This window comes from Candidatus Eremiobacterota bacterium, from assembly GCA_031082125.1.
Taxonomy (GTDB): Bacteria; Vulcanimicrobiota; CADAWZ01; order CADAWZ01; family Ess09-12; genus Ess09-12.
The window spans coordinates 60,142-73,816 of the sequence record JAVHLM010000011.1; the positions used below are offsets into that span (position 1 = coordinate 60,142).

The 13,675-nt window shown below is 54.1% G+C and carries 11 protein-coding genes; 5 read left to right on the plus strand and 6 right to left on the minus strand.

Annotated features, from left to right (window positions below):
- Nucleotides 1-105 precede the first annotated feature (105 nt).
- From RDV48_13915 to RDV48_13940, 6 genes are all read right to left on the minus strand, one after another.
- Nucleotides 106-1,269 carry an ATP-grasp domain-containing protein gene (locus RDV48_13915; GenBank protein MDQ7823891.1) on the minus strand — a complete coding sequence of 388 codons (1,164 nt, stop codon included), beginning with the start codon at nucleotides 1,267-1,269 and terminating at the stop codon, nucleotides 106-108.
- Between the two features lie 10 nt (nucleotides 1,270-1,279).
- The gene (locus RDV48_13920; GenBank protein MDQ7823892.1) at nucleotides 1,280-2,323 is read right to left on the minus strand and encodes an ankyrin repeat domain-containing protein; all 1,044 of its coding nucleotides are present in this window, start codon (nucleotides 2,321-2,323) and stop codon (nucleotides 1,280-1,282) included.
- Nucleotides 2,324-2,337: 14 nt separating this feature from the next.
- Nucleotides 2,338-3,036 carry a hypothetical protein gene (locus tag RDV48_13925; protein MDQ7823893.1) on the minus strand — a complete coding sequence of 233 codons (699 nt, stop codon included), beginning with the start codon at nucleotides 3,034-3,036 and terminating at the stop codon, nucleotides 2,338-2,340.
- Nucleotides 3,037-3,183: 147 nt separating this feature from the next.
- Nucleotides 3,184-3,966: a hypothetical protein gene (locus RDV48_13930; protein MDQ7823894.1), complete on the minus strand. Its 783-nt coding sequence runs from the start codon at nucleotides 3,964-3,966 to the stop codon at nucleotides 3,184-3,186.
- A 173-nt stretch (nucleotides 3,967-4,139) separates the two neighbouring features.
- The gene (locus RDV48_13935) at nucleotides 4,140-5,231 is read right to left on the minus strand and encodes a hybrid sensor histidine kinase/response regulator (GenBank protein MDQ7823895.1); all 1,092 of its coding nucleotides are present in this window, start codon (nucleotides 5,229-5,231) and stop codon (nucleotides 4,140-4,142) included.
- Nucleotides 5,232-5,258: 27 nt separating this feature from the next.
- On the minus strand, nucleotides 5,259-6,359 hold the full coding sequence (locus RDV48_13940) for a hybrid sensor histidine kinase/response regulator (GenBank protein MDQ7823896.1): 1,101 nt from the start codon (nucleotides 6,357-6,359) through the stop codon (nucleotides 5,259-5,261).
- A gap of 192 nt (nucleotides 6,360-6,551) precedes the next feature.
- Between RDV48_13940 and RDV48_13945 the strand changes: the two genes are divergently transcribed.
- From RDV48_13945 to RDV48_13965, 5 genes are read left to right on the plus strand one after another with little or no spacing between them, the layout of a single operon-like run.
- On the plus strand, nucleotides 6,552-7,937 hold the full coding sequence (locus tag RDV48_13945) for a TolC family protein (GenBank protein ID MDQ7823897.1): 1,386 nt from the start codon (nucleotides 6,552-6,554) through the stop codon (nucleotides 7,935-7,937).
- Nucleotides 7,938-7,990: 53 nt separating this feature from the next.
- Entirely contained in the window at nucleotides 7,991-9,322 is a 1,332-nt protein-coding gene (locus RDV48_13950; protein MDQ7823898.1) for an HlyD family efflux transporter periplasmic adaptor subunit, read from the plus strand.
- 11 nt (nucleotides 9,323-9,333) lie between these two features.
- A complete protein-coding gene (locus RDV48_13955; protein ID MDQ7823899.1) occupies nucleotides 9,334-11,277 on the plus strand; it encodes an ATP-binding cassette domain-containing protein in 1,944 nt (647 codons plus the stop codon).
- Nucleotide 11,278: 1 nt separating this feature from the next.
- Nucleotides 11,279-12,427, plus strand: coding sequence for an ABC transporter permease (locus RDV48_13960; GenBank protein MDQ7823900.1), 1,149 nt, complete (start codon nucleotides 11,279-11,281; stop codon nucleotides 12,425-12,427).
- A 5-nt stretch (nucleotides 12,428-12,432) separates the two neighbouring features.
- Nucleotides 12,433-13,560: an ABC transporter permease gene (locus RDV48_13965; protein MDQ7823901.1), complete on the plus strand. Its 1,128-nt coding sequence runs from the start codon at nucleotides 12,433-12,435 to the stop codon at nucleotides 13,558-13,560.
- Nucleotides 13,561-13,675: the final 115 nt, after the last annotated feature.

Genomic DNA, 13,675 nt, shown 5'->3' on the forward strand with positions numbered 1-13,675 from the left:
CCCCCCTGCCGCCCTTTACCCGGTACTGTGAATATACTCGAGCATGGCCTTCATGCGGAGTTCAATGTTCTCCGCTTTGTTCATTGCCTGCCCCCCTGCCGCCCTTTACCCGGTACTGTGAATATACTCGAGCATGGCCTTCATGGTGTCCATGTCTTCAGATCTTATGATAAAGTAAGTGTCCCCCATTGCCGGGGCAAAGAGGGACGGCATGGCGCCATCCTTCACCACGTGATTTCCCCAGGTCCTGAGCACATCCTCATGGGAGTGCACATAGTGCTTGCAGGCTTTTCTCCCGATATAGCAGCAGTAATATTTCCTTGTATACCGCGCCTTGAACTCGCCCGTCATGATGAGGTTCGCCCACTCCCCGTAAATATCAATATCGGTGGCATAATTGAACATGTCAGTGGTAAAGCCCCCGGGGGGGCGGACGTTCACTTCAAGCCCCATGAGCTTTCCATCCCTGTGGGTCCTGAAGTATTCCAGGTGGAAAAACCTCTCCTTCACCCCGAAGGCCTTGAGGGTCTTTTTCCCTGCCTCCACGAGATCAGCGGGAATTGAGCGCAGGGAGTAGTAATAGACATGGTCTCCCTCCTGTATCGCCTCCATGATTCCCTTGTTATAGACATGAGAGGTATAAAAGACGGGGTTCCCCTCCCTGTCGGCGAGGCCGTCAAAAGTGCAGGTATCGCCGAAGACATATTCCTCAATAAAGTATGAATTAGGGGGATTTGATGAGAAAAAGTGCTCAAGCTCCCCGTCATTGTTGATTCTTTTTGTATTCGATGCGCCCACGCCATTATCGGGCTTCACCACCACGGGATATCCCGCTTCACTGAGGAACTCCTTCGCTTCGGGAAGGGTGGTGACGACCTTTCCCTTTGCCACATCGATGCCCCCTGCCCTGTAAAGCTTCTTCATTCTTGATTTCAGCTTGATATCATTGATCTTGTCGGCTTTTATGCCGGGTATGTTGAAGTCGGTCCTGAGCTTCGCCTCCTTTTCGAGCCAGTACTCGTTATGGGAGTCAAGGCGGTCCACCTTCCCGTATTTATGGGTCACATAGGCCACGGCCCGGAGAAGACTGTCGTAAGACTCCATGGAATCGACTCTGTAGTACTCAGTAAGCGAAGAGACAGCGCCGTTCCCGAGGCGCTCAAAGGCCTCATCGGCGATTCCTATGATATTGGCTCCCCTTTTCTTGAGGGCGGCGCAGAAAAGATGGTACTGCGGCGGGAAGTGGGGGGAGAGGAATATCACGTTCATTGCATCACCTCTAAAACCAGGCCCCTGTCACTCGCAGGTAGTCGGCAATCTCGCTTTTCCCTGCCCCCACCACCGCGGTGAGAAGAGTCTGGCCGTCATTGTCCTTGGCGTTGATATCAGCGCCCTTGCCCACGAGAAATTCCACGGCATCCTTCTTGTCACCAAGGGCTGCCTTGAAGATGGGCGACTTCCCTTCGTAGTCCTTGGCGTTCACATCGGCGCCGCCGGCGAGAAGGACCTCCGCCATATCGACACGCCCCTGCCCCACGGCAACGTGAAGAGGTGTTTTGCCTTCAAAATCCTGGGCATTGATATCGGCCCCATGGGAGACAAGCTTCACGCACATTTCCCCCTTGCCCTCAAGGGCAACCCAGTGAAGGGGCGTCCTGCCCGTTGCATCCTGGTCGTCCAAGACAGCGCCCTTGGCAACAAGCATATCCACCAGATCTCCATGGGTGCCATGAGCGGCCCAATGAAGGGCCGTGGCGCCGTTCTTGTCCTGGTCCGTCACCGATGCGCCATGATCAAGGAGAAACATGGCAGCCTTGACTCTGCCATTGCAGGCGGCAAAGAGCATCGGTGTGAGACCGTCGCTGTTCTTGCCGCTGATGTCCGTTCCCTTTCCCAGAAGATCGCCGAGGGCTCCCATGTCCTCTGACATTATCGCGTCGAAGATGGTTTTCTGTTTCTTCTTCACCGGCTCTATCATCTTTGTCTTTTTGTCTTCAACAGGTCTGGGCCGTGTCTGGCTTGCCACGGGAGGCTCCGGTAGAGCATTGATCCCGCCGACATCCTGGGCTTTCCTTGCCCCGGGATAGACAAGGGACCCACCGGTGGACGATGTTTCCGTGAAGATCGAGGCTCCAGTGGCCTGTACTGTTGATGCCTTGGTGATAAGGTAGATCGGCAGGCTGCATACAGGCGCAAAAAAAGTGAAGATTGCCCACCCGAGGGCCTCACCTGCCGCCTTGTTTGATTTCACTGCGTCCTGGTATACCCACCATGCACCCACAGGGCCGCTCAAAATCCACAGAACCGATAAGCACCCCTCCATACGATCCTCCCCCTTTACACGGCCAATTCAAGCTTTGTCGTCACACGGCTCTCCACATGGGCATCCCCGCTGTCAATAACGGTTGCCGTGGTCATATGAAAGCCCAGGAGCCTCCCCTGGCGGTGGGCAAAAAAGACTTTTCCCCCCGCCGTTATCTTTGCATGAGCGTTATCTCCCGCAGGCAGTGATGTTCCGGGGCAGGAGACCGCTATGACGGCGCACTCCAGATCGCCGATAGGCAGAAGGCCCTCATAGGTATATTCATAATCGAAGGTCAGGCTCCTTTTTTTCCCCCTGAGCTCCGACGGAGCGCCTGCAGGGAAGAGGACCTCGCCCGATCCTCTCCAGGAGTCGCCCGGGGAAAGGTCCCGCTCAGGAAAAGAGGGATAGACAAAGGGCAGCCTCACCGATGAGGCGATAATCTCGCCATTTTTTCTCATAGTGACCGTGAGGGTCTGCTCCGCCGGCCTGAGAGGTGTCGTCATGCTGTTCTTGGTGACGGAGCCCTCCCTTATGGAAAATTCTGCGTCAAAGGCATCGGGAGGGACCTCCCTTACTATTCTCTCCTCTATGAGCATTTCCAGGCAGTATTCATGGGTCGCTGCCCGGTCGCCTTCCCGGACATGCTGCAGCGAGCTCGTCACAACGTGGTATTCCATCACCTCGTCCTTGCGGGGCTGGTAGGCAAGCCTTATGGTATCCTTCTCCGGCACAGAGTACTCCTCCTGGTGGTTCAGAGGCACAGGGTCGTTTCACCCATAATTACACAAAAAAGGAGAGGTTCCTCCCCAAAAAAGATGGACAGCTCCCGCTCACGGCCGTGAGCGGGAGCTGTCCACCCATGTGCGCCCTGAAGCTTCCTAGAAGAAGAAAGGCATCATCATGAAGGGGAAAAAGCTCATGCCGCCCGAGCCGAACATGCTCATCATCGAGAGAAACTGAAATGCCTGGCGCTGCTCGATATACTGCTTCATACGGGGATCTTCCGTCTGGACTGCCTTCTCATCGGTCTTTCTGTCGGCGGCATTGTAGACCTGCTGATCGCCTGGATGGGGCAGGCCGTATTTGGCGACAGTATGATCAAAGCTGTCCCTGCTGTAGCTCCCCAGGGCATAGGCCTCACGGGCATGGATCCCGAGTTCCGTTCCCTTCTGAGAATCGCCGAGTGCCTTGAAGGTCTGGAGGTTCACATACTCCTTCTCCCGCTCCGGCGAGAGCTTCATCTTCTCGGCCTCAGAGCGCGCTCTCACATCGACGTCCCTCATTATGCCCCTGATCTGCTCCTGCATTTCAGGGTTCTGGCTCCTTATGGAGGAAAACACCTCGTCGCTTTTCTGGGAGAACTTTTTGGTGAGAAAACTGTTGTAATCGATATCGGCCCTGGCTTCATCAATGACGTCATCGCCCGACCTGGGACGGGGAGTATACTGGCTCGCGAACTCCTTGACCAGGTTGGGATGATATATTCCCGTTTCGCCGTCAGAGGTGCTGACGAACACATCGCTCGATTTCTCATCAACTCCAAGCTCCGTAGTGGCAGCTATCATGTTCCTCCCGTTGGAGCCTGTCACATAGACCAGGTTTTCCATGGTGAGGTTCCTGGAATTTACGTAGAAATTAGGATTGTTCACCTGCTGTGCCATCTGGGAGATCCCCTTTCAATGATACTTTTAATGATTACATTTTCTTGTGTCACTATTCTCATTATAAAGGGCTTATATTTCCTAATCTTTAAGAAAGTATTAACAAAATATTGCCAGGGAGTTAAAGTTTCGTTTCAATTGTAAACTTTTTCCTTGCCTGCAGGCAGCCAGCCTCACTCATTCCAGGCCTCGGCGGAAAGCGCAAAGCGGACCATTGTTCCGGCCCCCGGGGCGCTCTCAATGCTTATCCGGGACCGGTGATGTCTCAGGATATGATCCACCAGGTAGAGGCCAAGGCCCATGCCCCTGCTTTCCCCGCTCCCCTGCGCGAATTTCTGGAAAAGCTTCTGCTGATCGGCGACAGTAATCCCCTTTCCCGTATCGGCCACCTCAACGGCCAGGCCCTTGCCCTCCCTCTCGGCCTTCACCGTGATAGAGCCTCCGGGTGGGGTATGGTGGAGGGCATTCAGGACGAGGTTCTGGAAAACCTGCCTGATGCGGAGACTATCTCCGTAAACTTCCGCCCCGCGGGGACATGAGAAAGTCAGGGCCACTTTCCCGAGACCTGATGCGATGCTGAAAGTGTGCTCCATCTCGCTGAAAAGGCTGGTGAGAGAAAAGGAAGCGAAGTGATACTTCAAGTGCCCCGCTTCAAGCTTTGAGAGGGTTATGATATTTTCGATGATAGAGAGCATTACTTCGCTTGAGTGGTGGATGATGTTGTTAAACTCAAGCTTCTCCGCCGATATGCCGCCGAACTGCGGGTTTCCAAGAAGAGCGGTAAAGCCGATTATGGAGGTGAGCGGTGTCTTGAGATCGTGGGTGAGCGTGGAGACAAAGTCCTCCCTCATGACATCCATCTCTTCCGAGAGCCTGCTGCGCTCCATGGCATAGCGGATCGAACGGATCAGTGTCTCCCTTTTCAATGCCGATTTGGTGATAAAATCCTGGGCACCCATCTGCACAGCGGCAATGCCTGTCTTTTTACTGTCAAGGCCCGTGAGGATCACCACAGGGATTTTACGGGCTTTTTCAATAATGGCGCTGAGGGTCTCAAGCCCATCGCTGTCGGGAAGGGTCAGATCAAGAATCACAAGGTGGTAGAGAAGCACCGAGAGCCTCTCGCATGCATCGGCAAGTGTGCCCACCACATCAAGATTTATGACAAGATCGCCGTCCTGCCGCTCTCTGGTGTATTCCCTTATAAGTGCCACGTCAACGCTGCTGTCTTCCACAAGAAGGACCTGCACTGAAGCGTATTCCATACTTTCACCTCGCTGTCCGGGCTGCCGTTATTTCCCCTTTCCCCAGCCACCGGCCCCCGACCCCTTCTTCAGCGTGAACCTGAACTTCGTGCCCTGCCACGGGGCGCTTTCCATCTCAATACGGCCCCCATGGGCCTCGATTATGTACTTTACCGTGTAAAGGCCGAGCCCGGAGCCCCTCTTTTCCTTGCTGCCCTGGGTGAACTTCCTGAAAAGCCTCTCCTGCTCATCGGGCGGTATGCCGTATCCTGTGTCCGTCACCATGACAAGCACCTGATCGCCCTGCTCCTCGGCTGAAAGGGTGATGGTGCCTTCAGGGGGAGTATAGCGGAAAGCATTGCTCACCAGGTTGTAAAAAACCTGCCTTATCCGTTCGAGATCAGCAGATACATAAAGGTGGGGAGGGCAGTCAACGACAAGCGCGGTGCCGCTCTGGAAGACCTGCGGCTCAAAGATTCTCTTAAGCTCTATGAAAAGATTCTTCAGCAGAAAATCCTCAAAACGGTATCCCATGTCGCCCATCTCGATTCTCGCCGCGCTTTCGATATTGTTGATCAGCGCGAGCATGAGATCGCTTGAGAAGACGATGAGGCGGGCGAATTCTGCCTTTTCTTCAGAAATGTCGCCATAGAAAGGATCTTCAAGCATCGAGGCAAAACCCTTGATGGAAGTGAGGGACGTCTTGAGATCAAGCGAAAGGGAGTTGATGAAGCGCTCCTTCATCGAGCTGATCTCCTGTCTCATCCTCTGGCGCTCCAATGCATAAAATATGGAACGGACAAGCTCATCGCCGCCTGTCTTCCCCTTTACCAGGTAATCCTGTGCCCCCCTTCTCAGAGCCTCTATCGCAGCCTTCTCATCATCGATCCCGGTGAGCACTATGGCGGGAACTGCCTGTTCCTGAGAAAAAAAGAAACCGATGGTTTCAATGCCCTTGGAATCAGGGAGGGTCAGCTCAAGGAGCACCAGGTCGGCTTTTTTTCTGGAGAGCTTTGCAAATCCCTCGGAAAGGCTCTTCGCCCGGGAGAGGTGGAAGTCATTGCGGGAGCTGCTCAAAAGCTCACAGAGGTGATCGTAGTCCTCACCGTCGGCCTCAATGGCAAGTATCTTATAGGGGACTTTTTTCATCGGTGCTCCGGAGGAAGCTCTCTCTTAATCCAGGTTATATTCGCACTTATATCCATTTTTCCTTGCGCGAAGGAATTTAGGAAAAATGAGAGAATGTATAGAAATTTCGCAGAGATCCCGGCAGTTCATCAAAGCATCTCAAGACGCAAAGCGACACAATTTCAGATACAATCAGCTTTCAGGACATTTTTTATGCAGAGAGTCATATGTTTCATAATTTTTTCGTGCCTGATAACTTTGACGGCCTGCCAGGCCGCTGAAAAGCCGGGACCCCTCTCCTACAGCCTCACCCTTGACCAGGCTATCGACTATGCCCTGAAGGAAAACAGGACCTATGACAATGCGAAGATGTCCATCAAGTCCGCTGAGCTGAGCTATCGTGCTGTGCAGAAGGAGTGGCTCCCCAAGTTTACCACCAATTACTCCTATGACAGGACCTTCAGCGACCTTACTTTCTCCGCATCGGCTCCGGATATAAATGATCCCAATTTGATGGATACCTACAGCATCTCCTTCCCCCAGGACAACTACATGTGGACTACGTGGTTTTCCATGCCGCTCTTCTCGGCATCGCTCGATACGCAGGTAACCATCGCCAGGCTTGGCATCGACGTGGCCAAGGTGCGCCTTATCCAGGCGAAGAACGAGCTGGTGGCCAATATAAAGCTCTACTATTACACGGTGCTCAGGGACCAGAGATTCATCGAGTTTCTTTACCAGAACCTTAAAAGCTATGAAGAGCTTGAAAGGCTCAATGACCAGTATCACCGCCAGGGCCTGGTGGCGATGAACTCCGTGCTGGAGGCCCGCGTGGAGAAGGCCAACGCCGAGCAGGAGCTTGCCAACTCCATAAGGAACGCCGATGTCTCCCTTGCCACACTGAAAACCGCCATGTCCATGGACATCACCAGGAATATCACCATCGAGGACATGCCCGAGAAGGCTGTCTTTGATCTCACCTTTCTGCAGTGTATCGAAGCTGCAAAGAAACAGAACCCCGAGCTCATCGCTTTCCAGTTTCTCAAGAGCCAGGGAGAGCTTGCCGTGAAGCTGGAAAAAACGGAATATACCCCTTCGCTGAACCTTTCCGCCTATTATATGACCTACGGCGACACGCCGGGCATGCAGCCCGTTCCCGGCATTCCCGGCAGCCTCCTCACGGGGATGCTGAGCCTCAACTGGATGTTTTTTGACTGGGGGAAAAAGGCCGACGAGGCAAAGATAAAGCAGGTCGAGCTCGATCAGCTCAGAAACAATGAAAAGCTCACCTATGACAGGGTCGTGCTGAGGATAAAAGAGGCTTACAGCCAGCTCAGGACTGCGGAAAGAAATATGGAGACGGCAAAGATCGCCATCGTATCGGCAAGGGAGAACCTCAGGATCTCAAAGCTCCGTTATCAGCAGCAGGTGGCTCCCCAGAAAGAGGTCATAGATGCCCTCACCAATCTGAAGAGGGCCGAATATAATTATCAATCAGCCTTCTATGCCTATCACATCGCCGTGGCGGGCCTTGATCAGGCCATGGGAAAAGACACGGCGAGGATCATAGAGAGCCAGAAAGGCGATGTGCGGAAGTGAAGGCGCGGCAGCGGGCCGATCTCATGTGATAACTTAAACTCGAGAGGTTGACTATGGACAAGAACAGGATTATTCAACTCGTGCTGATGGCCATTTTCATAGGCCTCATGCTTGTTGCGGGGTGCAACTTCATCAAGGAGCTCCAGGGCGAAAAGAAAGAATCAAAGACCATCATCGACGTGAGCGGCCGCATCGAGGGTGATCAGTTCAACGCCGGCGCGAAAGTGACGGGAAAAGTGGACCGTCTCCTTGTCGATGAAGGTGATACAGTAAAGAGAGGCCAGCTTCTTGGCTCCATATACTCCGAGCAGCTCAAGGCCAGCGTCGATTCAGCGAAAAAAGAGGTTGAGATATGGAAAAGCCGCATCATACAGTCCGAATCGGCGCTGGAGCAGGCCAAGGCAAGAACCCATGCCTCTGTCAATCAGGCAGAGGCAGGTCTGAACGTGAACACCTCGCAGCTCAACAAGGCCCAGGCCCTTTACAAACAGAGCGTGGCGCAGCTTGACCAGTCCGTCCTTGCCGTCAGGCAGGCCGAACTGGACCATGCCCAGGCAGGGGCCAGCCTCAAGAAGGCAAAGGCAAACCTCGATTACAATGACAAGGAATTCCAGCGCTACAAGAACCTCCTCAAGGAGGACGCCATCCCGAAGACAAAATATGATGCCGTCGAGACACAGTACATCACCGCAAGGGAGGATTTTGTGCTGGCGAAAAAGCAGGTTGACAAAGCCCTCACCGCCATTGACACGGCGAAAAAAAACCTTAATGTCGCCAATGCCAACGTGAATATCGGCATTGCGGGGATCAAGGAGGGAGCCTCGTCGGTCGAAGCGGGAAGAGCCAACGTAAACCTTGCCCAGGTCGGGTCCTATGATATCGAGCAGCGGGAAAAAGATGTGAAAATGGCCCATCAAAGCCTTGCGAAAGCCCAGGACGCCCTCAAGTCTGCCTTGGCGGACCTTGAGGACTCCCGCGTCTATGCACCGATTGACGGCAGCGTCATCAACAAGATAGTGGAGCCTGGCGAGGTCATTGCAGGCGGAACTCCCCTCGTCACCGTCGTTGACCTCAACAAGCTCTATCTCCGGGCTTTCATGCCCACAGAGAGGCGCGACAGAATAAAGATCGGCAATGCCGTAAAAATCACACCCGACGGCCTGGACCAGAGCTTTGAAGGTGTCGTCTATAAGATATCCGACAAGAACGAGTTCACCCCCAAGAACGTGGAGACCAAGGACCAGAGAACCAAGCTGGTCTTTTCCGTGAAAATCAGGATACTGGACAACAAGGAGAAAAAGCTCACGCCAGGCATGCCCTGCGAGGCCCAGATTGACACGGCCAGGAACATCTCCACCGAAGGCCTGGATAAGCCGGAAAAATAAGGACGTGCCTGATGGACTCAATTCTCACCGTGACCAGTGTGTCCAAAAGCTTCAGGAAGGTTCAGGCCCTCAAGAATGTCTCTCTTAAAGTGAAAAAAGGCGAGATATTCGGTCTCATAGGCCCCGACGGCGCGGGGAAAAGCACCCTGATCTACATCATAGGGGGGCTCCTGCGCCCGAACGATGGCTCGGTGACTCTGCTGGAGAACGACATGCTCAAAGATCCCGAGGTGGTGAAGCCTCACCTTGGCATCCTTCCCCAGGGCCTTGGCCTGTCGCTGGCCGCCGAGCTCTCCATAGAGGAGAACGTAAATTACTTCGCCGAGATCAACAGCGTGGACCCGAAAAAGCGGGAAACCCTCAAGACGGACCTCCTGGAAGTGACAAAGCTGATGCGCTTCAAGGACAGGGCCGCCAAGAACCTCTCGGGCGGCATGAAGCAGAAGCTCGGCATCTGCTGCACCCTCATCCACTCACCCAAGATGGTCTTCCTGGACGAGCCCACCACCGGCGTCGATCCAATCTCCAGGAGGGACATCTGGTATCTCATCAACAAGATCCTGAAGGAGAACGACATCACCATCTTTCTCACCACCTCCTACATGGACGAGGCTGAGCGCTGCCACCGCATGGCCCTCATGCACCTTGGCGAGGTTGTGGCCATGGGTGATATCAATGACCTCACCAGGCAGATCGACGGCAGGCTTATTGAGATCTACGTGGACGATCAGCAGAAGGCTCTTGGCATCTTCAAGAATATGGAGGCGATAAAAGTCATTTACCCCGCCGGGATCAAGCTTAACGCCATATACAGCGGGCAGGAGGCCGCCGGTGACTCCATCAAGAGCTTCGGTGAGGCCCATGACATCAAGGTGAACCGCATCGAGGAAGTGGTGCCCACTCTGGAAGACGTGTTCCTGTCGAAGATTATGAAGCAGGCCGCAGGATTCAACCAGGAGGCCCTCGAGGAGTTCTACAATGTGCCGGGGAAAACGCAATGCAGGAAGAGCAGCGACGATATCATGATCGAGGTGAAGAACCTCTACAAGATATTCGGGAACTACACGGCAGTGGACAACGTGAGCTTTGACGTGAAGCGCGGCGAGATATTCGGCTTCCTGGGCCCCAACGGCGCCGGCAAGACGACGACGATAAAGATGCTCTGTGGCCTCTTCCCGCCCACGAAAGGCTCGGGCAAGATAAGCTCCTTTGACATCATGAAGGAGCAGTGGAAGATCAAGGAAAACATCGGCTACATGTCGCAGAAGTTCTCCCTTTACCGCGATCTCACCGTGGGCGAGAATATCGAGCTTTACGCGGGCATATACGGTGTCCCTGAAAGCGACCTCCAGAGAAGAAAAGAGCTCATCCTGAAGGTGGCCGACCTCGAGGGGAAGGGGGATATCATCACCGACAGCCTCCCCATGGGCATCAAGCAGCGCCTGGCCCTGGGGTGCGCCATCATCCACCAGCCTGAAGTGATATTCCTTGACGAGCCCACGTCAGGCGTCGATCCCATCGCCCGGAGAATATTCTGGGACATCATCTTCTACCTCTCCCAAAAAATCTGCGTCACCATTCTCGTGACGACCCACTATATGGACGAAGCCGAGCAGTGCAACAGGATCTCCCTGATGCACATGGGGCGCCTGATAGCCCTGGGAGCTTCCCTGGAGCTGAAGAAGAAGGTCACCGCAGAGATAGGCCTGATGCTTGAAATCCTCACGACGGCGCCCTTTGAGAGTTATGACATCCTGGGGAGACATTTCGGCTTCTGCAACATATTCGGGAGGACCATCCATCTCTATACCAGGGATGGCGCCAAGGATGAAGGGAAAATAAGACAGCTCCTCTCGGAGCAGAAAATCGAGGTCCTGGACATGAGAGAAAAGCTCATGCCTTTTGAAGATGTCTTTGTCTATTTCTGTGAAAAAGCCGAAAAGGGGGAAATCTGAGATGTTCTCTCCGCGCCGGATGTGGGCCGTAACCATGAAAGAAACCCAGGAGCTCGTGAGAAACTGGATGAGCTGCCTTCTCACCATCATCGCGCCCATCATTCTCTATTTCCTCTTTGCCTACGGCTTTCCCCTCGAGGTGAAAAACATCCCCATCGGCGTCCTCGACGAGGACAGGACAAAGACAAGCAGGGAACTCATCGATACCTTCTCGGCGAGCAAGGTCTTCAAGATCAAGCAGTACATCGACCGGTTCGAGGATATCGATACTATCATCAGGCAGGGAAAGATCAGGCTCGTGCTGGTGATACCTGAGAAATTCGAGGAGAGAATCAGGCAGGGGATGCCCCAGTCTGTCCAGGTCATCATAGACGCCATTTACACGAGCAGGGCACAGATGAGCGGCGGGTACGCTGACACCACTGTCGCGGCCTTCAGCGAGAAGGTGTTCAACGACTATTTCAGGAAACGGTTCGGCCCCGGCCAGGGGGCGGGCTCAGGGATGCCCGTTGAGCTCTTCGTGAGCCCCTGGTTTAACCCTACTTTCCGGAGTGAAGATTTCATCATCCCCGGGGTCATCGCCATCGTGCTGGTCTTTCTTCCGCCGACCATCATGGCCATCTCCATTACCAAGGAAAAGGAAACAGGCATGATACTGAACATGTACTGCTCACCGGTCACCAAAACCGAGTTCATACTGGGAAAGGCTGTCCCCTACACGGTCCTCACCTATGCCAACTGCCTGCTCTTCATATTCCTCTCCGTGTTCTTATTCGGGGTGCCTTTCAGGGGGAACATTCCCCTCATGCTGGGTGTCTCCCTTCTCTATGTCATAGTCGTGATAGGTATCGGTGTCTTTGTGGCGGTTCTCGTTCCCACGCAGATAGCGGGGATATTGATCACCTCCATAGTGAACCTCGTCCCCACCTTCATGTATTCGGGCTTCATGCTCCCCATCATATGCATGGATCAGGCCGGTAAAGAAACGGCCTATATGCTGCCTCCTACTTACTATATTGACTTTACCAGAAAGCTCATGCTCAAGGGGGTGGGCCTCGAGTACCTCTGGGAGGACATTGTGGTGCTCTCGGCGATGGCCGTGGGCCTCTTCGTCATCTCCATCATACTTTTCAGGAAAAGGCTGGGGTAACAGCGATGGGCTTCAAGTTCTTCACCCTTCTCAGGAAAGAGGTAATCCAGTTCACAAGGAATACCGTGCTGCTCGTCATCGTCCTCTACGCGGCCACGCTCGACGTGTGGATGGCCGCCCAGGTCACGTCGGACCTCAAGAACTTCCCCATCGCCATCTACGACATGGACAAGAGCCAGAAAAGCTACGACCTGGTAAGGAAGCTGAGGCCTCCCTACTTTGTCATCCATTCCTACATAGACGATGAAAAGAAGGTGCAGGACCTCATCCTTGGCGACGACGTGGGCGCAGTGCTCATCATACCAAGGAAATTCCAGGATAATATCGTCTCTTACAGGGGAGCCCGCGTGCAGCTTGTGCTGGACGCCACGACAAGCAACACGGCAGAGATAGCCGCGGGGTACGTGGGAGCAATCATCGCTGATTTTCAGAACGAGATTCTCACGAAGGAATGGCAGGTCTCGACGGTGATGTACAAGCTCATGCCACTCATCAGGAGCGAGACGCGCTTCGCCTTCAACCCCAACCTGAATGATGCATGGGCGATGACGCTCCAGGAGTTTTTCACCATCTTCACCCTCATCGCCATCCTGCTTCCCGCCACGGCAATGGTGAACGAAAAGCAGTTCGGCACCATCGAGCAGCTCATGGTGACGCCCGTGAAGCCTTACGAGATAATGTTCGCCAAGGTGCTCCCCATGATGGTGGTCTTCATTTTCGCGAGCTTCATCTGCATCTACACCATCCTGATACCGCTGATCCATGTCCCCTTCATGGGGAGCCTGCTGGAATTTCTCATCGTGACCACCGTGTTCTGCTTCACCGCGTCGGGGATAGGCCTCCTTGTCTCGACGCTCTCCAACAACCTCTCTGAGACCGTCCTGCTCACCCTCCTGGTCCTCTTCCCCATCATGTTCCTTTCGGGCACGTGGGTGCCGCCGGAGGCCATGCCGCCCTGGATGGCGTTCCTCGTGAACTTCTCCCCCCTGAAATATTACCTGGACCTGGGCTACGGCATCATTCTGAAGGGCAACTCCCTCCTCTTCATGTGGACTGAGTTCCTCAAACTCACGGCTCTCGGCGTGGTAGTCTTCTGGATAGGGGCCCAGCGCTTCAAGAAGATGTTCGGGTAAAATCGGGGACAGACTCCCCGAGGATTCCATGGGCCCTGCGAAGTCGGCACCACATGAGAAAGTTGAAGGACAAAATGCAGGAGGATGGGATTCTTTCGTGAAATAGAGCAAGAGC